The 24427-nt window shown below is 66.7% G+C and carries 20 protein-coding genes; 9 read left to right on the forward strand and 11 right to left on the reverse strand.

The window, feature by feature from the left end; all coding sequences use genetic code 11:
* Position 1 precedes the first annotated feature (1 nt).
* Positions 2-1174 (forward strand): LegC family aminotransferase, encoded by a 1173-nt coding sequence (locus tag V8J38_RS15315; protein WP_338576923.1) that lies wholly within the window; start codon positions 2-4, stop codon positions 1172-1174.
* Between the two features lie 96 nt (positions 1175-1270).
* On the opposite strand, the gene V8J38_RS15320 is transcribed toward V8J38_RS15315, so the two are convergent.
* The 3 genes from V8J38_RS15320 to V8J38_RS15330 are packed head-to-tail and all read right to left on the reverse strand — an operon-like array spanning position 1271 to position 4203.
* Positions 1271-2410 carry a hypothetical protein gene (locus tag V8J38_RS15320; RefSeq protein WP_291783286.1) on the reverse strand — a complete coding sequence of 380 codons (1140 nt, stop codon included), beginning with the start codon at positions 2408-2410 and terminating at the stop codon, positions 1271-1273.
* Positions 2394-3095 (reverse strand): hypothetical protein, encoded by a 702-nt coding sequence (locus V8J38_RS15325; RefSeq protein ID WP_291783289.1) that lies wholly within the window; start codon positions 3093-3095, stop codon positions 2394-2396. Before V8J38_RS15325 ends, V8J38_RS15320 begins: the two co-directional genes overlap by 17 nt.
* 28 nt (positions 3096-3123) lie before the next feature.
* On the reverse strand, positions 3124-4203 hold the full coding sequence (locus V8J38_RS15330) for a polysaccharide biosynthesis/export family protein (RefSeq protein ID WP_291783291.1): 1080 nt from the start codon (positions 4201-4203) through the stop codon (positions 3124-3126).
* Positions 4204-4522: 319 nt separating this feature from the next.
* On the opposite strand from V8J38_RS15330, the gene V8J38_RS15335 reads away from it, so the two are divergent.
* Positions 4523-5479, forward strand: coding sequence for a Gfo/Idh/MocA family oxidoreductase (locus V8J38_RS15335; protein WP_291783295.1), 957 nt, complete (start codon positions 4523-4525; stop codon positions 5477-5479).
* Here the strand turns inward: V8J38_RS15335 and neuC are convergent.
* From neuC to V8J38_RS15355, 4 genes are read right to left on the reverse strand one after another with little or no spacing between them, the layout of a single operon-like run.
* Complete coding sequence (gene neuC / locus V8J38_RS15340; RefSeq protein ID WP_338576929.1) at positions 5476-6615, reverse strand: UDP-N-acetylglucosamine 2-epimerase; 1140 nt, start codon at positions 6613-6615, stop codon at positions 5476-5478. The two genes, V8J38_RS15335 and neuC, sit on opposite strands and share 4 nt — an antisense overlap.
* A gap of 17 nt (positions 6616-6632) precedes the next feature.
* Positions 6633-7253 carry a hypothetical protein gene (locus tag V8J38_RS15345; RefSeq protein WP_291783302.1) on the reverse strand — a complete coding sequence of 207 codons (621 nt, stop codon included), beginning with the start codon at positions 7251-7253 and terminating at the stop codon, positions 6633-6635.
* Positions 7250-8353: an N-acetylneuraminate synthase gene (gene neuB / locus V8J38_RS15350; RefSeq protein WP_338576932.1), complete on the reverse strand. Its 1104-nt coding sequence runs from the start codon at positions 8351-8353 to the stop codon at positions 7250-7252. The genes V8J38_RS15345 and neuB overlap by 4 nt, the downstream gene beginning before the upstream one ends.
* Positions 8338-9225 (reverse strand): SDR family oxidoreductase, encoded by an 888-nt coding sequence (locus V8J38_RS15355; RefSeq protein ID WP_291783307.1) that lies wholly within the window; start codon positions 9223-9225, stop codon positions 8338-8340. Before V8J38_RS15355 ends, neuB begins: the two co-directional genes overlap by 16 nt.
* A gap of 387 nt (positions 9226-9612) precedes the next feature.
* On the opposite strand from V8J38_RS15355, the gene V8J38_RS15360 reads away from it, so the two are divergent.
* Entirely contained in the window at positions 9613-11628 is a 2016-nt protein-coding gene (locus V8J38_RS15360; protein ID WP_338576935.1) for a S8 family peptidase, read from the forward strand.
* A 219-nt stretch (positions 11629-11847) separates the two neighbouring features.
* Here V8J38_RS15360 and V8J38_RS15365 read toward each other — a convergent pair whose 3' ends face one another.
* Complete coding sequence (locus tag V8J38_RS15365; protein WP_338576939.1) at positions 11848-13023, reverse strand: acetyl-CoA C-acetyltransferase; 1176 nt, start codon at positions 13021-13023, stop codon at positions 11848-11850.
* A 183-nt stretch (positions 13024-13206) separates the two neighbouring features.
* On the opposite strand from V8J38_RS15365, the gene trhA reads away from it, so the two are divergent.
* From trhA to V8J38_RS15380, 3 genes are all read left to right on the forward strand, one after another.
* On the forward strand, positions 13207-13902 hold the full coding sequence (gene trhA, locus V8J38_RS15370) for a PAQR family membrane homeostasis protein TrhA (protein WP_338576942.1): 696 nt from the start codon (positions 13207-13209) through the stop codon (positions 13900-13902).
* A 118-nt stretch (positions 13903-14020) separates the two neighbouring features.
* Positions 14021-14605 (forward strand): polyhydroxyalkanoate synthesis repressor PhaR, encoded by a 585-nt coding sequence (phaR, locus tag V8J38_RS15375; RefSeq protein ID WP_291783382.1) that lies wholly within the window; start codon positions 14021-14023, stop codon positions 14603-14605.
* 8 nt (positions 14606-14613) lie between these two features.
* Positions 14614-14979, forward strand: a complete 366-nt coding sequence (locus tag V8J38_RS15380) for a hypothetical protein (RefSeq protein WP_291783318.1) — start codon at positions 14614-14616, stop codon at positions 14977-14979.
* 282 nt (positions 14980-15261) lie between these two features.
* Here V8J38_RS15380 and V8J38_RS15385 read toward each other — a convergent pair whose 3' ends face one another.
* Complete coding sequence (locus V8J38_RS15385) at positions 15262-15999, reverse strand: glycosyltransferase family 2 protein (protein ID WP_291783321.1); 738 nt, start codon at positions 15997-15999, stop codon at positions 15262-15264.
* Positions 16000-16103: 104 nt separating this feature from the next.
* On the opposite strand from V8J38_RS15385, the gene V8J38_RS15390 reads away from it, so the two are divergent.
* Both V8J38_RS15390 and V8J38_RS15395 read left to right on the forward strand, forming a co-directional pair.
* Positions 16104-17780 (forward strand): ArnT family glycosyltransferase, encoded by a 1677-nt coding sequence (locus V8J38_RS15390; protein WP_291783324.1) that lies wholly within the window; start codon positions 16104-16106, stop codon positions 17778-17780.
* Positions 17777-18703: a hydroxymethylglutaryl-CoA lyase gene (locus V8J38_RS15395; protein ID WP_291783328.1), complete on the forward strand. Its 927-nt coding sequence runs from the start codon at positions 17777-17779 to the stop codon at positions 18701-18703. Before V8J38_RS15390 ends, V8J38_RS15395 begins: the two co-directional genes overlap by 4 nt.
* 52 nt (positions 18704-18755) lie before the next feature.
* On the opposite strand, the gene putA is transcribed toward V8J38_RS15395, so the two are convergent.
* On the reverse strand, positions 18756-21866 hold the full coding sequence (gene putA, locus V8J38_RS15400) for a bifunctional proline dehydrogenase/L-glutamate gamma-semialdehyde dehydrogenase PutA (RefSeq protein ID WP_338576947.1): 3111 nt from the start codon (positions 21864-21866) through the stop codon (positions 18756-18758).
* Positions 21867-22130: 264 nt separating this feature from the next.
* Between putA and V8J38_RS15405 the strand changes: the two genes are divergently transcribed.
* Positions 22131-23216 (forward strand): glycosyltransferase family 1 protein, encoded by a 1086-nt coding sequence (locus V8J38_RS15405; RefSeq protein WP_338576949.1) that lies wholly within the window; start codon positions 22131-22133, stop codon positions 23214-23216.
* Positions 23217-23281: 65 nt separating this feature from the next.
* Here V8J38_RS15405 and V8J38_RS15410 read toward each other — a convergent pair whose 3' ends face one another.
* The gene (locus V8J38_RS15410) at positions 23282-24355 is read right to left on the reverse strand and encodes a substrate-binding domain-containing protein (protein ID WP_338576951.1); all 1074 of its coding nucleotides are present in this window, start codon (positions 24353-24355) and stop codon (positions 23282-23284) included.
* Positions 24356-24427 lie beyond the last annotated feature (72 nt).

The following is a 24427-nucleotide window of genomic DNA, read 5'->3' on the forward strand; positions in this document are numbered from 1 at the left end:
CATGACCGCTTCTTCGTCCTCCGCCGTCCAGCGCCTCGTCTCCTTTCTACGCGAAGATCTTGGCCAGCAAGGCCGCATCCCTCTCCACGCCCCGACATTCGGGAGACGGGAGAAAGACTATGTCGCCGACTGCATCGACAGCACCTATGTCTCGTCGGTCGGCGACTATGTTGTGAAGTTCGAGAATGAGGTGGCCCGCCGGTCGGGCTGCGCCTTCGGAGTGGCGACGATGAACGGCACAGCCGCGATCCACGCCCTGTTGCATACGCTGGGCGTCGGACGCGGCGATTTGGTGATTTGCCCGGCTCTAACCTTCGTAGCCACCGTGAATGCCGTCCTTTACACGGGCGCACAGCCCGTGTTTCTGGATTCGGACCCGGATACCCTGGGACTATCCCTGTCCGAGGTTGAACGGTTCCTTCAGACCTGTGAGCAACGCGCCGACGGGGTCTGGTACGAAGGACAACGTGTTCGAGCGGCCTTGCCCGTGCACATTTTCGGCCATGTCATCGATGTCGTCCGACTGTCCGAAATCTGCGCGGCGTACGGCGTCGCCGTGGTCGAAGATGCGGCCGAGAGCCTCGGCGCGTCTCGTGACGGACGTCAGGCGGGCTCGCTGTCCGTCGCCGCGGCGCTCAGCTTCAACGGCAACAAGGTGGTCACCACCGGCGGCGGCGGCGCGATCGTCACCAATGATGAGGCGCTGGCCGTCCGGTTGAAGCACCTTACAACGACAGCCCGGGCAAAGCAGGGCTGGACCTTTTTCCACGACGAGATGGGCTTCAATTACCGAATGCCCAATCTGAACGCCGCCCTTGGGTTCGCGCAGATGGAACAGTTGGATGATTTCATCTGCGCCAAGCGCCGGTTGGCCGACCGGTATGAGGCCTTGTTCCAAGGCTGCGCTAACGTCCAGTTCGTCAAGGAGGCCGCCGGCGTTCGTTCTAATTACTGGCTTCAAGCCATCATGCTGCCCGACCTAACCGCCCGGAACGAAGCTCTAGAGAGCCTTCATGCCGAAGGGATCGAAGCGCGTCCCTGCTGGACCCTTATGGTCGACCTGCCCTATCTAAAGGACTCTCGGCGGTTCGGAAATCTGACTGTCGCACGCGACATCGAGAGCCGCTTGGTCAACATCCCCTCCAGCCCCTCCCTGATGACACCGTCGGTCTAAAACCTGACATTGCCTCAGGACTAGAAGCAGCCTCTGATGGACGGAACCAAACTCCGGTTCCGTCCAGACAATTCAGCTGTAGCGAATGGGCCAGCCTTAGCGAATCGGGAAGGCTCGCAGCAGCAGCAGACTGATCGCGCCCAGGAACAACCCGACCAGAGCCCCGACTAGGATAGCGGACGGCGTGCGAGGCCAGCTTCGACGGCTGGGCTCGCTGGGCGAAGCAACCGTCAGAAGATACTTGTGCTGGCGTGCGTAGTTCGCCTTGGCCAAAGAGACTTCTTTGCGCGCCTCTTCGACGCTCTGGACCGCGAACTCGTGCTCAGCGGAAGCCGTCTCGAACGAGGCCAAAGCCCCCGACACGGCGCTGGCGCTGCCGACCAAACGCGCACGCTGCGCTTCAATCGACCGATCCAATTGGCTCAGCTCGGCGCTCAGCCGCTGCAGGCGGGGGCTGTCAGGGCCACCCAGTTTCTGCATGGCCTCCACCTCGGCCGCGACGCCGACCCTCTGAATCTCCAGTTGCTGGATGACCGATCCGATCATCGTGGCCTCTGCGGCAGGGTCCAGTCGTCCAGTGGCGTTACGCAAGGTCGCCATATTAGTCTGCGCGGCCGCAAGTTTCTGAGCGGCCGTGGCGAGTTCCTGCTCGGCCGTGGTGACGAAGTCCTGCCGGACGCGGGCATTGTATCGGTTGATGAACTCTTCGGAAACTTGCACAACCCCTTGCGCCAGACGCCGGGCCTCGGCCGGGGTCCGTCCGGACGCCTCGATATCCACCACCTGGCGAGTCAGGCTGAAGCGCGCGGATACAACCGAGCGATAGAATTTCAGCCTGGCCTCGTTCGAGGGATTACTGGGCAAGGGATGGGCCGGATCCCGACTGCCGTTAGGGAAACTCCGGAAAAGGCCGACCCGCTTGTCCAGAGCGGCCATCGCATCTGGCGTGCGCAGATAGTCCTGCACAAGAGTGCCATCCAGCATGCCCAGAGCGTCCGCAGCGCCAGATCCGCGTCGAAGCAGATTGAATCCTGAGCCACTGCCCTGCGATTCCATGGCGCCGCCCCGCACCACAACCGTGGCCTGAGAAGTAAAGAGCGGCAGCGCGAGCATGACCGAATACAGCAGGCCGACCAGCGCCCCGGCCGCGCCAGTTCCCAAGAGGACGAACCAGACCCGACCATCCCGGGTCTTCTGAAAACGCGAGGCGAAATCGAAACTAGAGGAGAATGTCATCTTCAGCCTGTTCCTCGCGCCGATTGGGCGCTCCGTCCAAGAGATCGCCGGTCGCAACTGCTGTCGCAGCCGTCAGAGCATCCGCGACTGTCTCATAACACACGACCTCGTCGCCCTTTAATAGAACGACGATATCACACCAGTTATCCCAAGGCTCAAATGGAGGCGCTATAGCGATCATGCCGCGCCCCTCGAGACGAGCGTCAAAACGTTCCGTCCATTCCTGATCAAAAATTGGATCTCCGGTGCCGCCGGCGCCATAGGTCAGGTAGACGTCGAAATCCGGCCACAGAACACAAAGGCGTTCCAACCGCGCCCGCTCTTTGGAGGACCAAAGATTAGTGGTGGTCGCCAGCAGGTCAGAACTGAACCAACGCTCAGCGTCCGCCATACAGGCCGAGATGTCTAGGTTGTAGATAGACGCCAGAAAACGGATGAACTCGCGCCCCGTGATCAAACCACGAACCATGCCGCTCTGGCCGATCGGCCACGACGGGCGCCCATCAAGGATCACCGCCCCGCCGGCCGGACGATGCCCGATGACTAGCCGGAGAAAAGCCGCCGTCAACCTCTCATCCTCGGCGAACACCAAGGCGCGTCGACGGCCCAACTTGAAGGATAGATTCTCGAAGATGGGTTCGCGGGTTTCGCGATCCCAAACCTCGACATTGTCCAGGATCAGCATCGCAATGACCCGCAGTCGCAGCCGGTCATCAGTTGCGAACCAGCCTGTCGACCGTGGCCGCAGACGCCCCGACGCCTATCGTCCCCTGGATGGCGGCCAGAACTTTGGTCCATTGAGCGACTGGCGCCTCGGTTACGTAGATCGTGTCGTTCGGCAGTACGGGAAACGCCGTCGCGATGGCGAAGGCGTCCGCGTCGCCCATATTGAGTTGGTAAACTAGGGGACGCTGATCTACGTCGTCCGGCGCGGCCTTCCGGAACACGAACACCCCACGGGGATTGGCCCGTGCGCCGTCAAGACCGCCTACAGCGCTCAGGGCCTCCAGCAAATTCAAGCCAGCCGTCGTGATGTCATTCGAACCGGGCTGACGCACCGATCCTAGGGCCTGGAAGCGAGCCGGAGTCGCCGCAACGACAATCTCCGTGTCGCCGGTCAGGCGCGTGGAGGGGCCGAACGCGATCTGGGCCAGGCTGGTAGTCGTGGTGCCGCTCGCCGTCCTGACAAGAACGGTCGAGCCATACGGGGTCTCCAGCGGAGCCCCGGCCATAGAAACGGCATCCAGGACCGTAACGACATCCTGACCGACTACCCAGCGACCGGGCGTGCGCACCGCGCCCCCCACCGACACGCTGCCCATGTTGCGGCTGGCCACCATCACGGTCGCGTCGGGTCGAACGGTGAAACGGCGGATATTGCTGATGATAGCCTGCCGAACCTCGTCCGCAGACCGCCCCGCAGCGGGTATAGCCCCGGCATAGGGCAAGCGGATTGCTCCGTCGGGTTCGACGATAACGTCCGTAAATTGGGACCCTCGCTGACCCGATGTGGCGAACACGCCCTCGCCGAGCGCTTCGTAGATACCGATGTTCAGACGGTCCCCGACCTCAATCCGATTGGCCGGTGGTCGAGAACTGACACCGCCTGCGCTGATTTCCGGCCGCGCGAAGGGATGCGTCCATGCCGCTGCCGCCGCCAAGGTCAACGGCTCGATCCGAACCGAGCCCTCGCTAGCCGCCGAGGCTATAGCGCCGGTGGACGGTCCATCGGCGGGAATATTCGCACAGGCCGTTGCAAACAACAGGCTGCCCGAAGAGGCGACCAGCGCCATCTTCGAAAATCTCATCGCGCCATCCCTGCTGCGGTAGACGACGAACTGTCGGCGTTTCCGAGGAAACTGTCCAGCGGTCCGCCACGCTAAAAGAGTCCCTGCCGTGCCATGACTGGCAAGACCGTTCAAGGGGGGCGGTGCATTCTTCGCCTCCGAGCGTCAATGAGCCGGCGGCCTGCACTTCAAAACAGCTCAAACGCTGGTTTCACTGTCTTTTCCGCGTCTCGCTGGCTAGGACGACAGTCCACGCCTTGGCTCCGTCCGGACGCGTGACCTTACATGACGAGTTTTATGTCGAACAGCTGACGGAAGGATGGACATGCAGGAACAGATTTGGCTGGTCGGCGCCGGACGCATGGGTCTGTCCTATGCGAAGGTTCTGACAACCCTGGACACGCCATTTGTCGCCGTCGGTCGTGGTGAAGCCTCCGCTATCGCCTTTCAACAGGAAACCGGCGCCGAATGCCGCCCCGGCGGCGTCGCCGCCGCTCTGGAAGCCGCCGACGCGCCGTCCAGCGCCATCGTCGCCATTGACATTCCCGAACTCGGCGCCGTCGCTGAACAATTGATGCAGGCCGGCTGCCGCCACATTCTTCTGGAAAAACCGGGCGGAGTCGACGAGGCGGCCCTCGCTAGAATATCCGCCATGGCCCGAGAAACCAGCACGGACATCCGGGTGGCCTACAATCGCCGCTTCTACGAATCCGTGCGCCAGGCCCGTGCAGGCCTGCAGGAGGATGGCGGGGCTGTGTCCATGACCTTCAGCTTTACCGAGTCATCCGACGCGATCATCAAGATCGGCTATCCGCAGGAGGTGCTCGACAATTGGCTTCTGGCCAACTCCACCCACGTTATCGACACCGCATTCCACCTCGCTGGCGAGCCTCGCGAATGGACGCCGCGCGTCTACGGTTCGCTTTCCTGGCATCCCAGCGCAGCGCGGTTCCAAGGCGGAGGCCTGACGCGCGACGGTGTCATGTTCTCCTATGCCGCCGATTGGGACGCACCGGGCGGATGGGCAGTTGAAATCGCCAGCAGGAAGCGTCGCTTCATTCTGAAGCCGATGGAGCGCCTAGCGGTCCAGCAGCGCGGCTCTTTCGCCGTCGAGTTCTTGGACAGCGCCGACGCCATAGATGGCCATAAGCCCGGCCTGCTGCGCATGACCCGAGCCTTCCTCACCGGCGAAGATGCGGTCGACCTGCCCGACATTCACGAACATCTATCGCGAACGCGCAGCATCTACGCCCCCATGGCAGGCCTGCCCTCGGCCACCTAGAGATCGCGGAAGCGCTTTCGGCGCAGGCTTTCAAAAGAGACGCCCTCCAGGATCTCAACGATCCGGCGGCCCGCCGCGCCGTCCCCCATGGGATTGATCTGATCCCGGATCAGACAGCGAAATTCTGGGCTGACCCCCCGGCGTATAGCTTGGCCGATGGCGGCGGCCTCGGCAGGAACGTCCAGGACGCTGGCTGCGCGCAAACGTCCCTGCTGACGGTCGCCGATGTTCACCGTCGCCACGCGGTGCGCCGGGGCTTCGATAACGCCGCTGGAGGAATTTCCGACCACTGCGGCTGCGGCGGAAAGAGCCCAAGCGTATCGCCGCCGGCCCAACGATTCGACAGCAAAGACACGGCCAGGCGCCGCGGAGACATGGTCCGCAATGGCGCGACGGATCGCCTTGTTGCCCTCGTCCGCGTTCGGCAAGGTGTACAACACCTTAAAGTCTGGCAAGTCGTCCAACGCCTGTCGCAGGGCCGCCATCTGGTCCTCGGGGGCCTGGGCTCCCAAAGTCTCAGGATGGAAGGTGACCAAAAGGAAGGCCGGCGACAGGTCCAGGCCGATCTCGGCGCCGATCTCGGCGATCGAACGCACCCCTTCGGCCATCAGATTGTCTAGCCCCGTCGACCCGACGGTAAACACCCGCTCGGGATCCTCGCCCATTTGAATGATCCGCTGACGATAGGGTTCGGCCGCCGTGAAATGCAGGGCCGCCAGCTTTGTGATCGCATGACGGACCGCATCGTCCACCGCCCCCTCGGTCACATGCCCGCCCTCAATATGCAGGATCGGCAACTGCAAAGCCGTCGCCGCTGCTGCCGCGCCCAACAGCTCGGTGCGGTCGCCTAACAGCAGGACCGCGTCGAGATTCAGGGTCGAGAACGCCTCGACGCAGCCCTTGAGCGCCGCCGCCATCGCCAGCCCGACAGAGAGGGCGTCATCATCCGACTGTTGGATAGGGATGCGAGCGGCGATGGCTTGTCCGTCGTTTTCGATCTCGGCGACCGTCATGCCGTGATCAGGCGACAGATGGGTCCCGCTGACGATCAGGACCGCCTCCAACCGTTCAGACTCACGCAAGGCTGAGAGAATTGGATACAGCAGGCCGTATTCGGCCCGCGTGGCGGTGAACACGCCGATACGCGCCTTGCTCATCGCCGGCTCACATATCCGCCGTCCGGCACGTCGACCGTGGCGACCGCTCCGGCCGCCACCACGGCGTCCGCTCCGATACGGATTCCCTGCAAAACCGTGGCGCCCGCGCCGATATAGGCGCCGACGCCGATCTCCACCCCGCCGCACAGGACCGCACCCGGCGCGACCATCGCATGACGGTCCACCACCGTGTCATGATCCACGCGAGCGCCCGTATTGACAATCGCATTGGCCGCGACGCGCACATTGGGCTGCAGGATCGCTCCGGCGATTACCTGGGCTCCGTCCTCCAGCACCACGTCCGGCGCCATGATGACTCCTCGCCCGATCACCGGAGGAAAATGGAAACCGCGCTCCACGTATTGATCATAGACCCGCCGACGCAGCGCCGTACCCGACGCGCCCTGACGCGGCGTACCGCCCACGCCCAGAGCGGCTTCCACGCCTTTTGGAAAACGATGAAAGGCCGCCTCGTCGTCGCCGATATAGGACAGGTCGGCCAGATCCGGCGCCTCACGTGCAGTTACGCCCAGGCAAAAACGGCCCATGGCCAGTAAACCGTCGAGCACCACGCGCGCGTGCCCGCCGCCGCCGATCAACAGAACAGAACGATTCATGGCAGGATTACTTCATCAACAGCATAAGCGCGCGCGGCCGTTTGGCCGAGCAGGTCGAACATGGCGATCGGGGCCATGCCCCCGCCAGCGCGTTTTACGGTCAGGTTCGCCTCCGTCAGCACCTCGCCCGCCGCGATGTCGCAGGCAGCAACCAGGCATTTGCGCGCGACGGCGATATTGGGAATTTCGGAGGGCTGCGGGCGCTTGACGCCGTCGCCCATTGCCCGACTGATCCGGTCGACACCCTGGACCAGCGCCTGCAGTTCGGACGGCTCAAGAGAAGCCTTGTGATCTGGCCCCTCCATGTCACGGGACAGAGTGAAGTGTTTCTCGATCGCCACCGCCCCTAGAGCCGCTGCGGCCAGGGAGATGTCTATGCCCGGCGTGTGGTCCGAATAGGCCGGCAATACGCCGAAGGCCCGCGCATAGACGTCCATGACCTTAAGATTCACCTCGTCATAGGGGGCCGGATATTCCGTGGTGCACTGCATGACGGTGACACGGCTGAGGGCGTCGCGCGCTTGGACCGAGGCATAAGCCTCGGCAAAGGCCGCGACTGACGGCCGCGCGCTCGGTTCCGCGATCATACCGAAAGCGATCACCGACAATGCTTCCTCCACCTCCGCCAGCCGGGCCATGCCGGTCGACAGGATCATGGGCAGGCCCAGCCGCGTCAGGGCCAGCAGCATGGGGGCGTTGGTCAGTTCGCCCGAGCCGACCTTGATCCGCTTGACACCGAGGCTGTTCACCAGAAAGCGCGCGGATTCGATGTCGAACGGGGTCGATAGGAACTCGATGCCACGAGCGTCACAGCGGTCGGACAGGATGCGGTGATCCGCCTCCGACAGCTCCAACGCCTGCAGCATCTTCAGCTGAGTGTCGCCCGCGTCAAAGTTGCGCTTCTGATAGGCGGCGGTCGGCGCCTGACGCGTCACCAACTTGGTGGCGTCGAAAGTCTGAAACTTCACGACATCGGCGCCAGCGTCCGCCGCCGCATCGACCAGGGCGATCGCGAGATCCAGATCACCGTTGTGATTGACCCCCGCCTCGGCGATGATCGAGCAGTGTTTCGCGTTCACTTCCGTCACCAGGCGGCCCACCCGCCGTCAACGCAGATGTTCTGGCCCGTCATATAGCTCGAGGCGTCCGAGCACAGCAGGGCGGCGGCACCTTTGATCTCATGCGGCGTGCCTATCCGGTTCAGCGGATTCTTGGCAGCTAGGCGGCCGATGAATTCCGGCGCGGCGGCGATGGTCGAGGGATAGGGGAAGGGGCCTGGGCTAAGACAGTTAGCGCGGATGCCGTCTGGCGACAGGAAACTTGCCAGATAGCGCGTGAATTGCAGCACTCCGGCCTTGGCCGCGCCATAGCTGGGCGGATTGGCGTAAGTCTTGCCGTCATAAAGGCGATAGTCCGGAGCCACATGACCATACATCGAGGCGATGTTGAGGATGACGCCCTTGGTCTCCCTCAGCGCAGGAATGGACGCCTTGACGACCCTGAACACGCCGTTCAACGACATGTCGATGTCGTAGACCCAGTCCGCCTCGTCGATGGTCTCCAGACTATTCTTGGCGCCCGACCAAGCACAGTTCACCAGAATGTTCATCGGCCCTTGGTCAGTAAAAGACTGAATGCAGGCGTTCACCGAGTCGGCGTCCAACATGTCGATCTGCAGCGCACCATGATCCCCTGGATAGCGCGCCTTCAAGTCGTCGATGAAGGCCTGGCACTTCTGCGCGTCGCGGCTAGCCACAACGACAGTCGCGCCCATTTCCGCCAGGACTTCACTGATTTGAGACCCTAGAAGCCCCGCTCCTCCGACAACCAGGGCCCGGCGCCCCTTGAGCGATAGCAGATCCGACAGGGCGGGAGATTGAGAATTCATCTGGTTTCCAATTGACGCTGGGGAAGACGAAGGTGCGAGTTTGCTAAGCCATTCCGGCCCCTTGGCACAAGCTGATGCGGCCACTGAACCGCTTCAACGCCCTCTTCTCTTCCGCCACCCCAGCCAAACTCGGATCATTTTCCGAAACAAGCTCGCAAAAGGGCAAAAGCATGTTCAAATAGCAGCCAATGTCGGGAGGTCGGCTTGGACACCACGCGCTTGCGTAATCTTGTGCTTTCTGCGGTCATGCTCAGCCTGTTCGGGATGCCGCTGAGCGCCTGTGGCGGCGGCGGGGGCGGGGGCGCTGTGACACCTCTTCCTCCACCTCCACCTCCACCTCCTCCTCCTCCACCGCCCCCGCCGGGACCTCCGGCGATCCCCAGCGCGACGTCATCGGAGTATCTGCGCAACTGGGGCGTCGGAGACACTGGGGCCATCAGCGCCTGGCGACAGGGCGCGACCGGACGCGGCATGACCGTCGCCGTAGTCGACAGCGGCATCAAGCTGAACCACCAGGACCTGGGCGTGAACATCTCGCCCCTGTCCACCGACATCGTGCCCGGCCGCAACCGACCCGAGGGTGCGGACGACCACGGAACCAGCGTCGCCAGCATCATCGCCGCGCCGTTCAACAACTACGGCACGGTCGGCGTGGCCTTCAACGCCACCATCATGTCGATCCGCGCCGACGTCAGCGACTGCACCGATCCCGACGACAAGATCTGCTTCCGTTCGTCCGACCTGACGCGCTCCCTGGACTACGCCGTGCAGAACGGCGCCCGGATCATCAACCTGTCCCTGGGCGGCGAAGGGCGGCTGGGCTCGCAGTTCGAGGCGGCCCTGCAGCGGGCGGTCAACGCAGGAGTCGTCTTCGCCGTCGCCGCCGGCAATGAGGCCGGCGTCAATCCCGAATGGCCCGGCCGCTACGCCAGCGATCCGCGCTTCGCCGGCTCGATCATCGTCGTCGGCGCCCATGATCGCGCGCGCCAGCTCGGCGACTTCTCCAACAGGGCCGGCGTGTCCCAGGGCGCCTATCTGACCGCGCCGGGCGTCGAGGTCGTCTTCAATTGCGAAGGCGACCAGTGCTGGAAGGGCGGAGGCACCTCCTTCGCCTCGCCCGCCGTGGCGGGCGCCCTGGCCCTTTTGCTGGAGGCCTTTCCCAATCTGACCGGTCGTGAAGCGGTGGACATCCTGCTGCGTACCGGAGCGGACCTGGGCGATGCGGGGACGGACATCATCTTCGGACGCGGCGCCCTGGACATCGCCCGCGCCTTCCAGCCGGTGGGCGCGACCGCCTCGCCCATGGCGGCGGGCCAGTCCGTGAATATCGCGGTCGAACCGGGCGTCCATGTCGGCGGCCCGTTCGGCGACGCTCTGAGCCGCACAGGAGCGCTCGGCACCATCGCCTATGACGAGTATGAACGGCTGTTTCGGGTGGACCTCGGCGCCGCCTACGGCCCCGCGCCGCGCCGCAGCTACCAGCCCAGCAACCCAACCCCCATGCAGCAGTCGCAGGTGACGCTCGACACGCCGGGCGGAACGCGGCTGTCGTTGGCCGCCGCCACGCCCGTGGCCACCCCCGAGCCCGTGGCGGCGCGCTACAGCCCTTATGACGCGCCGTGGCTGGGCGACGAGACGCGCGGCGAGGCCCTGTTCGACGTTCAAGCCGGGCGGCTGTCGTTCGCGGCGTGGCAGGGCCAGGGCGGGGCGCGCTCGCCGTTCCGCAGCGGCTCCGGCGACGGCTTCGTGGCCTTGAGCCAGGCGGATCACGCCCTGCGCGGGGCCCTGAATTTCGGCGCCCTGACCTTCAGCGCCGAGAGCGGGTCCGGCGACCGGCGCGCTCCCTTACGTCCGGTCGAGCGAGACGCCTCGACCTACGCCCGCGCCGGGATGGACTGGCGCGCCGAGAACGGCGGCCTTTCGTTCAGTCTAGGCGCGCTGGATGAGCGGATGGGACCGCTGGGGGCCTATCTGCCGACGCAGTCGGACTTCGCCCTGCCGTCGCGCACCCGCTTTGCGGCGGTCGGGGCGGATGTGGACCTGGGGCGCGGCTTCACCCTGTCGGGCGAGGCGGGTTTCGGCCGCACCGAACTGGAGGGGCGGTTCCTGCACCTGTCGGCCCCGGCGCTCAGCTCGACCTGGCGGGCGTCGTTGCAATCGGCCTGTCCGACGTGGTCCTTCGCCAAGGCGTTAGGCTGCCGCAGCCTGACGTGGGAGATTTCCCAGCCGCTGCGGATCGAGGACGGGACGTTCAGCGCCTATCTGGCCGACGCGCCGCTGGACTATTTCGATCCGGTGACCTTCTCGGAGCGGCGTTTCTCGGCCGCGCCGTCAGGGCGGCAGATCGACTTCAGCGTTCGCAGCCTGCACGCCCTGCCGGGCGGCTCCTGGCTGCAACTCGAGGCCGTCGCAAGCCGCGAGGAGCAGCACCGCGCGGGCGCCCCGACCGGCTACGCCCTGCTGGGCAGCTGGCGGCGGGGGTTTTGAAGCAAGGCCTCTGCCTTCACTTACGCGCCCATCCCGGCGGACGCCGGAGTCCAGTGAAAACGACGCGCGGTTCTTAGAGTCGCCAAGCTCAAAACGAAGCGCTTGAGGCCAAAGCACTGGATTCCGGCGTCCGCCGGGATGAGCGGGGGTTATAGGGTGCAAGCAAAAAGGCCGGCGATCGCTCGCCGGCCTTTCCTGTTTCAGCCTGTGACGTCGTGCTTATGCGCGCTCGACGCACATCGCCACGCCCATGCCGCCGCCGATGCACAGGGTCGCCAGGCCCTTCTTCGCGCCCGAGCGCTTCATCTCGTGCAGCAGGGTGGTCAGGATGCGCGCGCCCGAGGCGCCGACCGGGTGGCCGATGGCGATGGCGCCGCCGTTGACGTTGACCTTGGCCGGGTCGAGGCCCAACTCCTTGACCACGCACAGCGACTGGGCGGCGAAGGCTTCGTTGGACTCGATCAGGTCCAGATCGGCGACGGTCCAGCCCGCCTTCTCCAGCGCCTTCTTCGAGGCCGGGATCGGGCCGGTGCCCATGATGGCCGGGTCGACGCCCGCGGTGGCCCACGACGCGATGCGGGCCAGCGGCTCAAGCCCGCGCGCCTTGGCTTCATCGGCCGACATCAGCACCAGAGCGGCGGCGCCGTCGTTGATGCCCGAGGCGTTGGCCGCCGTCACCGTGCCGTCCTTGACGAAGGCGGGCTTCAGCTTCTCCATCGCCTCGATGGTCGCGCCGTGGCGGATGTATTCGTCCTGATCCACGACCACGTCGCCCTTGCGGGTCGAAATGGTGACGGGGACGATTTCGTCGGCGAACTTGCCCGCCTTCTGGGCGGCTTCGGCCTTGTTCTGGGAGGCGACGGCGAAGGTGTCCTGAGACGCGCGGTCGATCGACCATTTGGCGGCGATGTTCTCGGCCGTCTGGCCCATGTGATAGCCGTGGAAGGCGTCGATCAGGCCGTCCTGCAGCATGCTGTCCTTGAAGGCCAGCTCGCCCATCTTCTGGCCGTTGCGCAGCTGGGCCGTGTGCGGCGACTGGCTCATGCTTTCCTGACCGCCGGCGACGACGATCTTGGCGTCGCCCTGCATGATCTGCTGATAGGCCAGGGCCACGGCGCGCAGGCCCGAGCCGCACAGCTGGTTCAGGCTCCAGGCCGGGGTTTCATTGGCCAGACCGGCGCCGATGGCGGCCTGACGCGCCGGGCCCTGGCCCGCGCCCGCCTGCAGCACCTGGCCCAGGATCACCTCGTCCACATCAGCGGCGGCCACGCCCGCGCGTTCCAGCGCCGCCTTGATGGCGACCTCGCCCAGCTTGGAGGCCGGCAGGGTCGACAGGCCGCCGAGGAAGGAGCCGACCGGCGTGCGGGCGGCGGAGACGATGACGACGTCGGTCATTTTTATTCACTCCCTGGAGAAATTCTTTGCGCGAGGTTGTGCCGCATTCGCAGGCGCTCGTCACCTGTTGCGATGCAGCAATCAGCAAAACGTCATCGCCGCGCCGCAGCATCCGCCGGGAACGATGCCCGCAGCCGCGCTTTCAGAAAGCGAAGGAGACGTGATCTTGCCGAAAGCCCCATCATGCTGAAAGCCCTCGCCCGCCGCATCTGCACCCCCGACGATCTGGACATGATCGAACACTATCAGACGCGGGCCGAGCGGCTGGCCGATCTGTGGGTGCACGCCGTGGGTCTGGCCCTGGCGGCGGCGGGAGGCGTGGTGCTGGCGGTGCTGGCCGGCGTCTATGCGGGAGTGGGCGCGGCGGTCTCGACGGCCATCTACGCCATGTGTCTGGTGGCCATGCTGACAGCCTCGACCATCTACAACCTGACCCATCCGTGTGCGGCGCGGCCGGTGCTGCGGCGGCTGGACGAGGCGGCCATCTTCCTGATGATCGCGGGCAGCTACACGCCCTTTACGACCGTGCGCTTCGAGGGGGCATGGTCCGTGGGCTTCACCCTGGCGGTGTGGACCATGGCCATCGTCGGGGCGGGGGTGAAGATGCTGGCCCCGCGCCTGTCGGACGCGTTCTGGAGCGTGATCTACGTTCTGTTCGGCTGGGTGGCGGTGTTCGCGTTGAAGCCGATGATCGAGACGGTGCATCCGCTGGCGCTGGGCCTGCTGGTGGCGGGCGGGCTGATCTATACGGCCGGGGTCTTCGTCTTCATCAGCCAGAAGGTGAAGTTCCGCCGGGCCATCTGGCACGGGTTCGTCGTCACGGGGGCCGGGGTGCACTGGGCCGCCGTGCTGATCGGCGTGGTGCTGGTGAACGTCTGAGCCGCATCAAAGACGGGACTCGCCTTCGCGCGCGCAATGCGGGATGCTTGGGCGTTGCAACATCGCGAGAACAAGCGTGACCGACAAGAAATCCGAGGGCGGAAAAACCCGTGACGGCATGGTCGTCATCAAGAAGTATGCGAACCGGCGGCTCTACAACACCGCCACCAGCGCCTATGTGACGCTGGATGATCTGGCCCGCATGGTGCGCGAGGGCGTGGAGTTCACCGTCTACGACGCCAAGACCAATGACGATCTGACGCGCCAGATCCTGACCCAGATCATCTTCGAGGAAGAAAGCCGGGGCGAAGCCCTGTTGCCGGTGCAGTTCCTGCGTCAGCTGATCGGCTTCTACGGCAACTCCATGCAGGGCGTGCTGCCGTCGTATCTGGAGATGTCGCTGGACAGCTTCACCCGCCAGCAGGAGCAGTTGCGCGGCCAGTTCACGCGCGCCTTCGCCTCGGCGCCCGGCGGCAATCTGATGGAAGAGGCCGTGCGCCAGAACATGGCCATGTTCGAGCGCGCCATGCGGATGTTCCCCGGCTTCGCCTACGGCCGCCCCGAAGGCGAAGCGGCCGAGACGCCTGCAGCCGCCGAGGCCAAGGCCGAACCGGCGAAGGACGGGGCGGCCCTGGACGAGATGCGCCGCCAGATGGACGAGATGCGGGCCCAGATCGACCGCCTCGCCCAGTCCAAGGGCTGAGGCCGCCCGTGACGGACGAGATCCGTCCCATCGGCGCGGCGGGCCCCCTGAACGATCCCGTCGTGGACGACCGCCGCGAGGGCGACCGTCGCCGTCGCGAGCGGCGGCGCGCCCGCGCCCTGGTCCCGACCGAGGCCGAGACGTCGGACGAGGCGGCCGATCCTGCCGCCTCCCCGGCAAAGCCTGCCGTCACCCCGCCCCCGCCGCCCGCGGCCTTCGCCGCCCAGGTGCTGGGCCAGTCGGGGCAGAAGCGCGGGTTGAAGGGCGGCGTCCCGGTGCTGGATGCGGCGCGCACCACCTATCTGGGCCGGGAATATTCGGGGCGGCACGATCGGCGCCCCTCGCCCGGACGGTCGCGCAAGACCGAGATCTGAGGGCGACTGGCGCGCGACTTGCGTAAACGAAGGCTCAACCGCTTTCGGATCGCGCCATGCCCGCCGCTTTCAGCCTTGCCTCCCGCCTGTTCGACGTGACCGTGGTGGCCGTGATCTTTCTGGCGTTCAGCTAGGGCGCGACGGGCCCCCTGCCCCCCTGCCGTCATCCTCGGGCTTGACCCGAGGATCGAGCGCGGCGACGCCCTCACTCTCGACCGTCGGGCAGACGGACAACTGGATCCTCGGGTCAAGCCCGAGGATGACGGCGTAGGGGTAGCGTTCTTAGAACTCGCGGATGTCGCCCGGACGCCGCGAGCGGGACTTCAACCACATCACGCCCAGCAGGTCCGAGAAGGACGCCCGCAGTCGTCCCCAGTTGGTGTATTTCGACCGGCCCGTCTCGCGGTGGCGGTGATCGACGTCGAGGTAGCGGTTCTCATACCCCTCGCGGATCACCAGGGCGGGCAGATAGCGGTGGATGTGATCGAAGTAGGGCAGCCGCAGGAAGACGTCGCGGCGAAACGCCTTCAGCCCGCAGCCGGTGTCGTCGGCGTCGTCGCCCAGCAGCTTCTTGCGGATGCGGTTGGCCCATAGCGACGCCTGACGCTTGGCGGTGCTGTCCTGGCGCTTGGCGCGCACCCCGCCGACCAGGGCGACGCTGGGCGGGGCCGCCAGGAGCGCGTCGACCAGGCGCGGCGCGTCGGCGGGCGGGTTCTGGCCGTCGCCGTCCAGGGTCACCACGATCGGCGCCCGCGCGGCCAGGACGCCGGTGCGCACCGCCCGGCTCTGCCCCGCATTGGTTCCGTGCGACAGCACCCGCAGGGCGGGCAGTTCCGCCATCGCCGCCTGCAGCTCGTCCAGGGTCGAATCCCGGCTGGCGTCGTTGACGAAGATCATCTCATAGGACCGGCCGGCGAAGGCCTCGGCGATCTCGCGCGCCAGGGGCACGGCGGCGCCGGATTCGTCATGCACGGGCACGACGACGGAAATGTCGGGCGAGGAAGCGGAGCGGTCGATCATCGACGCTCTTTAGCGCAGGCCGCGCCTGGGCGAAACGGCGCGTCCACAAGCGATGAGGAAGGTGAAGCTTCCGGGGGCCGCACCCGGCGTGATACGACAGCGGCATGAACCGCCCGAACCTGGATCGCTACATCGCCGGCTGGCGCGGCCCTGTCCTTGCGGCCCTGCTGGCCCTGATCGCCGGCCTGCCCGGCCTGCTTTTGCTGCCCCCGCTGGATCGGGACGAGAGCCGTTTCGCCCAGGCCACCGCCCAGATGCTGGAGGGCGGCGACTATGTCGACATCCGCTTCCAGGACGATCCGCGCTGGAAGAAGCCCATCGGCATCTACTGGATGCAGGCGGCGGCCGTGGCCGCGACCTCGGACGTCGAGGACCGCAACATCCAGCCCTATCGCCTGCCGTCGCTGCTGGGCGCTATGCTGGCGGCCTGGGCCGTGGCCTGGGCGGGCGCCGCCCTGTTCGGCCAGAGGGCGGGCTTCCTGGCCGGCGTCATGCTGGGCGCGACCTTCCTGCTGTCGACCGAGGCGGGCATCGCCAAGACCGACGCCATGCTGGCGGGTCTGACCACCCTGTCGATGGCGGCGCTGGCGCGCATCTATATGGCGACGCGAGCGGGCGAGCAGGCGAACCGGCTGCACAAGCTGCTGTTCTGGGCGGGCATCGGCCTGTCCATCCTGATCAAGGGGCCGATCGGCCTGCTGGTCGTGGCCCTGACCATCATCGCCCTGTCGCTGTGGGACCAGAACATCCGGTGGCTGGGGCAGCTGGGCTGGGGCTGGGGGCTGCCGCTGGTGGCGCTGCTGGTCGGGCCGTGGGCCATCGCCATCACCATCGCCACCGACGGCGGCTTCTGGCGCGAGGCCATCGGCGGCGATCTGGCGCCCAAGATCGCAGGCGCCCATGAAAGTCACGGCGGCTTCCCCGGCATGTATGTGCTGCTGTCGCCGCTGCTGCTGTTCCCCGTCACCCTGATGCTGCCCGCCGCCCTGTCGACGGGCTGGCATCGCCGTGCCGAGCCCGCGATCCGCTTCGCCGTCTGCTGGCTGGTCCCGGCCTGGCTGATGTTCGAGCTGGCCCCGACCAAGCTGTGGCACTACACCCTGCCGACCTTCGGGGCGATCGCCCTGCTGGCCGCCGCCGCCCTGACCCAGCCGATCGGCCAGGTCTCGCGCGTCACGGGCGCCCTGCTGGGCCTGTTCGCGGCCGTGATCATCTGTCTGATCACCGTCTACGGCCTGACCGAGTTCGGCCGCTCGACCGCCCAGACCTGGGCTACGGTCACCATCGTCTTCGCCGTCATGGCCGCCGCCGTGGGCGGGTTCCTGCTGGTCAACCGCGCGGCGATCACCGGGGTGCTGATCGCCGTCGTCTTCGGCGTTCTGGCCCACGCGGGCCTGGCCGGGACCATCCGGCAGTTGCGCCCCCTGTCGATCGCGCCGCGCCTGGTGCAGACGCTGGACTCGGCCGAGTTGAACCCCGCCCAGGGCCGCTATCCGGGGCCGGTGGCCATCACCACCTTCCATGAGCCCAGCTTCGTCTTCCTGACCGGCAAGGACACCCAGCTGACCGACGGCGCCGGCGCCGCCCGCGCCCTGGCCGAAGGCCGCCCCGCCATCGTCGAGGCCCGGGACGACGAAGCCTTCCGCCGCGCCCTGGCCGACCTGGGCGCCGCCGGGCGGGCCGTCGGCGTGGTCAGCGGCCACAACTACTCCTCGGGCGACGACGTGCGCCTGACCGTCTACGCCCCGGCCGGTCCCGGCCAAAGGAGCATCGCCCGATGAGCCGCTTCATCCAGATCGTCGAGGTCGGCCCGCGCGACGGCCTGCAGAACGAGAAGACGGTGCTGGAGCCGGCCGTCCGCGCCGACTTCGTCCAGCGGCTGGAGGCGGCGGGAGCCAGACGCATCGAGGCCGTCAGCTTCGTCCATCCCAAATACGTGCCCCAGATGGCGGGCGCCGAAGAGGTCATGACCGCCCTGCCCCGCACTGAGGGCCGCAGCCGCATCGGCCTTGTTTTGAACGGCAAGGGCTACGACCGCGCGCTGAGCACGGCGGTGGACGAGGTCAACGTCGCCATGTCCGCCACCGACGGCTTCGGCCTGAAGAACCAGGGCCTCAGCGTCGACCAGCAGGTGCAGATGCTGTCCGAGATCGTGGCGGGCCGCGCCAATGCCCCAAGCAGCATAGAGGGCGCGCCGGGCGCGACGCCCAGACTGTCGGCCACCCTGTCCTGCGTCTGGGGCTGCCCCTTCGACGGCGAGGTTTCGGTGCAGCAGGTCAGCGACCTGGTCGCCCGCATCGCGGCGCTTGGCGTCGAGGAGATCGCCCTGGCCGACACCATCGGCGTCGGCGATCCGTGGAGCGTGACGAAGAAGGTCGAGGCCGCCCGTCAGGCCGCGCCTGACGCCACGTTGCGCCTGCATTTCCACGACACCCGCAACACGGGCCTCGCCAACGCCTATGCGGGCGTCGAGGCGGGCGTGGACGTGCTGGACGCCTCGGTCGGCGGCATCGGCGGCTGCCCCTTCGCCCCCGGCGCCACCGGCAACATCGCCACCGAGGATCTGGTCTACATGCTGGAGCGCGCGGGTTATTCGACCGGCTACGACCTGGACGCCCTTATCGCTACGGCGCGCTGGATCGGCGGCCATATCGGCAAGCCCAACCCCAGCGCCCTCAGCCGCGCGGGCAGGTGGCCCAAATAGAAACGCCGCCGTCTCGGGAGACGGCGGCGTTTTTTCCAAACTCTCCCCGACCTTACAGGTTCAGCAGCGCCGGGTCGCCGCCCTGGGCGGCGATGTTGATGCTGATGGCCTTTTCGGCGGCGTAGCGGATCAGGCTGTTGGGGCCGCCGGCCTTGGGGCCGGTGCCGCTGAGGCCTTCGCCGCCGAAGGGCTGGACGCCGACCACCGCGCCGATGATCGAGCGGTTGACGTAGACGTTGCCCGCCGGAACCAGCTCCATCACTTCCTTGGCGAAGGCGTCGATGCGGCTATGGACGCCCAGCGTCAGGCCGAAGCCGCGCGCCGCCAGCTTGCCGGCGACCTTTTCCAGGTCCTTCGGCTCATAGCGGTAGACGTGAAGGATCGGGCCGAAGACTTCGCGTTCGAGGAAGTCCGGGGTCGGGATTTCGGCGATGACCGGGGCGAACAGGTCGCCCTTGTCGGCGCCGGCCGGCAGTTCGGCGCGGGCGATGATCTTGGCGTCCCTGGACAGACGTTCGACGTGGGCTTCCAGGTTGGCGCGGCTTTCGGCATCGATCACCGGGCCGATGTCGGTCTTGGCGTCGGTCGGGTCGCCCAGCACCTGGGCGGCCAGGGCGCCCTTCAGGCCTTCGATCAGGGCGTCGGCCGAATCCTTGGGCGCATAGAGGACGCGCAGGGCCGAGCAACGCTGACCCGCCGAGCCGAAGGCCGACAGGATGACGTCGTCGATGATCTGTTCCTTCAGCGCCGTGGTGTCGACGAACATGCCGTTGAGGCCGCCCGTTTCAGCAATGAAGGGGATGATGGCGCCCGGACGCGCGGCCAGGCCGCGGTTGATCGCCGAGGCGGTGTCGGTGCCGCCGGTGAAGGCCACGCCGTCGATGCCCGGATGGTTGGTCAGGGCGACGCCGACCGTCTCGCCGCGACCGGGGACCAAGGCCAGCAGGTCGGGGTTCAGACCGGCCTTGTAGTAGAGGCGCACGGCTTCGGCGGCGATCAGCGGCGTCTGCTCGGCGGGCTTGGCCACCACGGCGTTGCCGGCGGCCAGCGCAGCGGCGATCTGGCCGGTGAAGATGGCCAGCGGGAAATTCCACGGGCTGATGCAGGCGAAGACGCCGCGGCCGTGCAGGACCAGTTCATTGGTCTCGCCGGTCGGACCCTTCAGGGTCTGGCGGCCGCCGAAGTCGCGCTCGGCCAGCAGGGCGTAGTAGCGGCAGAAGTCGGCGGCTTCGCGCACCTCGGCGACGCCGTCGTTGAGCGTCTTGCCCGCTTCACGCGACAGCAGGGCGACCAGACGGTCCAGATCCGCTTCCAGGGCGTCGGCCATGGCGCGCAGCACCGGTGCGCGGCCCGCGCCGCCCCGACGGTCCCAGGCGACCTGAGCGTTGGCGGCGGCGCCCACGGCAGCGTCGACGTCCTCGACCGAGGCTTCCGACACATGGCCAAGGATGCGGGTGCGGTCGTAGGGGTTGGTGACGTCCTGGGCGTTGACCCCGGCCCGCAGCTTGCCGCCGATGATCGGGCCGGCGGTCAGCTTCTCGCTGTCGACGCGCTCCAGAGCGGCCGCATGGCGCTCGCGGTCGGTCGCCTGCGAATAGTCGCGGCCGAGGGAGTTCTGGCGGTCACCGTAGATGTTCATGGGCACAGGGATCTTCGGATGGCGGTCGGGCTGGGCCTCGACCGAGGTGATGGGATCGGCGGCCACGTCGGCCGCAGGCACGCGCTCGTCCAGCAGGGCGTGGACGAAGGAGGAGTTGGCGCCGTTCTCAAGCAGGCGGCGCACCAGATAAGGCAGCAGTTCTTCGTGGCCGCCGACGGGGGCGTAGGCGCGCACGACGACATCGCCCCACTCGACCTTGGCGCCGTCATACAGGGCCTCACCCATGCCGTGCAGGCGCTGGAACTCGATGGTCACGCCGCGATCGGCGGCCATGCGGTGCACGGCGGCCAGGGTGTGGGCGTTGTGGGTGGCGAACTGCGAGAAGATGTAGGGCGAGGCCTCGATCAGCGCCTTGGCGCAGACCAGATAGTTCAGGTCGGTCGCGGGCTTGGTCGTGAAGACCGGATAGTCGGTGCGGCCGTTGACCTGGGCCAGCTTGATCTCGGTGTCCCAATAGGCGCCCTTGACCAGGCGCACCATCAGGCGACGGCCCGACGACTTGGCAAGTTCGGCCAGCTTGGCCACCGTCTCGGTCGTGCGCTTCTGATAGGCCTGAACGGCAAGGCCGAGGCCCTGCCAGTCGCCCAGCGCCGGTTCGCGCGCCAGCCGCTCCAGCAGCTTCAGCGACAGGGCCAGACGGTCGGCCTCTTCGGCGTCGATGGTGTAGTTGATGTCGTATTTGGCGGCGATCAGCGCCAGACGCAGGATGCGGGGATAGAGCTCGTCCCACACCCGGTCTTCCTGCACCGCCTGATAGCGCGGAGACAGGGCCGACAGCTTGACCGAGACGCCGTGGCCGCGCTCGGGGCCTTCGCCCTTGGCGGTCTTGCCCACGGCCTCGATGGCGTCGGCGTAGATCTTTTCATAGCGTTCGGCGTCGGCGGCGGTGCGGGCGCCCTCGCCCAGCATGTCGAAGCTGCACAGCCAGTTTTCGCGATCCGAGCGCTTCAGGGCCGCGTCGATGGTGCGGCCGACGACGAACTGCTCGCCCATGATCTTCACGGCGGTGGCGACGGCCTGGCGGATGACCGGCTCGCCCAGACGCCCGACCAGACGCTTGAGGAAGTTCGGCAGGTCGCTGCGCGCCTCGTCGTCGACGTCGACCAGCTTGCCGGTCAGCATCAGGCCCCAGGTCGAGGCGTTGACGAACAGGCTGTCGGACTGGCCCATATGGCTGGCCCAGTCGGCCGAGCCGATCTTCTCGGCGATCAGGCGGTCGCGGGTGTCGGCGTCGGGCGTGCGCAGCAGGGCCTCGGCCAGGCACATCAGGGCCAGACCTTCGCGGGTGCCCAGGCTGAATTCCTGCAGGAAGCTTTCGACCACGCCCTGGCGCTTCTGACTCTTGCGGGCGCTTTCGACCAGGCCGATGGCGTCGTTCAGGACCGCCGCGCGACCGTCAGGCGTCAGGGGTTCAGCGGCCAGCAGTTCGGCCACCACCTCACGTTCGTCCCGGTACTTGTTCCGGTCCAGCTCATCCCAATGGCGAAGATCGGTCGGCGTCATGAAATCCATCCTGTGAATTTCCGCATATATGGCGACTACGCCCGAATGTGCATCGCATCATCGCGCCCTCAGCCGCATAGAATTCGGGAAAGCGCAAAATCTTCTGGGGAAAGCCTCATTCGAAGATGAGGTCCGGCTAAACGTGGCCGTTCGCGAAGAGGTGAACCCTGTTCGAACCCTGCTCTATCATGCCGTCTCGCCTTCGTCATGAGGAGCGTCTAGAAGTTTCGCCTTCGCGAAACGGCTCAAGGCCCTATCGACTTCATGCGCATTGTTCTGGTCACCGACGCTTGGGAGCCTCAGGTCAACGGCGTCGTCCGCACCCTGACCCGCACCGTGGCTGAATGCCGCGCCATGGGCCATGAGGTGGAGGTCATCGAGCCCAGCCAGTTCAAGACCATCCCCTGCCCCACCTACCCCGAAATTCGCCTGGCCTTGGGCGCCGAGGAAGAGATTCGCGAGCGCCTGCGCGCCTTCGAGCCCGAAGCCGTCCACATCGCCACCGAAGGCCCGCTGGGCATCGCCACGCGGCGCATCTGCGTGGAGTGGAAGCTGCCGTTCACCACCAGCTATCACACCAAATTCCCGGAATACGTCTCGGCCCGTTTCCCGATCCCGGTGCAGGTCGGCTACGCCTACATGAAGTGGTTCCACAAGCCGTCGGGACGCCTGATGGTCGCCACGCCGACCCTGCGCGACGAGCTGGTCGAGCACGGCTTCAAGAACGTCTCGCCCTGGACACGCGGGGTGGACACCGAACTGTTCCGCCCCGACCTCGAGCCGATCTACAAGGAGATGGGCGGCGAGAACTGGCCCCGCCCCTTCTTCCTCAATGTCGGCCGGGTGGCGGTCGAGAAGAACATCGAGACCTTCCTCGAGCTGGATCTGCCGGGCACCAAGATCATCGTGGGCGACGGCCCGGCCCGCGCCGAGCTGGAAGAGAAATACCCCGAGGCGAAATTCCTCGGCGCCCGCTTCGGCAAGGACCTGGCGCGCTGCTTCGCCGACGCCGACGTCTTCGTCTTCCCCAGTTGGACCGACACCTTCGGCCTGGTGATCCTGGAGGCCATGGGCACGGGCACCCCGGTCGCCGCCTATCCGGCCCACGGCCCGATCGACATCATCCCCGGTTCCGGCGCGGGCTTCATCGACGAGGACCTGAAGACCGCCTGCCTGAAATGCCTGGAGCTCGACCGCAAGGACGTCCGCGCCTATGCGGAGAAGTTCAGTTGGCGGGCCTCAGCCGAGCAGTTCATCGAGAACCTGCAACCCTATCCCGAGCCCGCGCGCGGCCGCTTCTGGCGCCGTCTGCGCCGGGTGGCGCGGCTGAGACGCCGCGCGGCGGCCTGACCACGGGCCTCGCGAAAAGCAAAAACGCCCCGGACGATGTCCGGGGCGTTTCGCATTCAGCCGCCTCAGTTCGGACGGGCCATCGAGGTCATGGCCGAGGCCTTGGCGCGTTCCGCCGTCAGCTCCTCGGCGACGAGCGGCACCAGGCCGCGGTCCTGCAGATAGCCGCCGCGGCCGGCGGCGCCTTCGGACATGAACTCCTGAACGAACTGTTCGAGGCCCGGCGTCACGCCGATGTGGGCCTTCTTGACGTAGATGTAGAGGCTGCGGGCCAGGGGATAGGAGCCGTCGGCGATGGTGGCGACCGAGGGGGCCACGCCGTCGATGGTCTCGGCCTTCACCGTGTCCATGTTCTGCTCGAGGAAGGAGAAGCCGAACACGCCCAGCGAACCCGGCGTGCGGGTCAGGGTCTGGACGATGGCGTTGTCGTTCTCGCCCGAGTCGATCCAGGCGCCGTCTTCACGCAGGGTGTGGGCCACGGTCTCGAAGCGGGTCTTGTCCTGCGCCTCGATGGCGGCGACCGCCGGGATCAGCTTGGCGCCCGGCGCCATGCCCAGTTCGAGGAAGGCGTCGCGCGTGCCCGAGGTCGGTGGGGGGCCGTAGACCTGGATGCGGATCGCCGGCAGGGCCTTGTTGACGTCGTTCCAGGTCTTGGCCGCGTTGGCGCCCAGTTGGCCGTCGGCGCCCGGCGTTTCCTTGGCCAGGGCCTCGTAGAGGTCGTTCAGCTCGAGATTGAAGCTCTGACCCGTGCGGGCGGTGGCGACGACGATGCCGTCATAACCGATCTTGATCTCGACGATGTCGGTGACGCCGTTCTCGACGCAGCGATCGAACTCGCTCTGCTTCATCGGGCGCGAGGCGTTGGCGATATCCGGGGTCGAGGGGCCGATGCCGGCGCAGAAGGCCTGGATGCCGCCGCCGGTGCCCAGGGATTCGACGCGGGGGGCCGAACCGCCGCCGCCGTTGCGGGCGAAGGTCTCAGCCACGCGGGTGGCGAAGGGAAAGACGGTCGAGGAGCCGGCGGCCCAGATGCCCGTGCGGGCCTTCTGCGAACCGGGAGCGCCGCCCTCGTTGTTTCCGCAGGCCGCCAGGGCCAGCAGGGCGGCCGCGCAGGCCGTGAACTTCAGTGTACGGATCATGGCCGGACCTTCTCCAGTCGTCAGTGTGCGACGCTTAAAGCAGGAGAATGTGACGGTCCGGCCAGACCTTTG

Origin of the sequence: Brevundimonas olei (genome assembly GCF_037055245.1) — a bacterium.
GTDB classification, from domain to species: Bacteria; Pseudomonadota; Alphaproteobacteria; order Caulobacterales; family Caulobacteraceae; genus Brevundimonas; species Brevundimonas olei.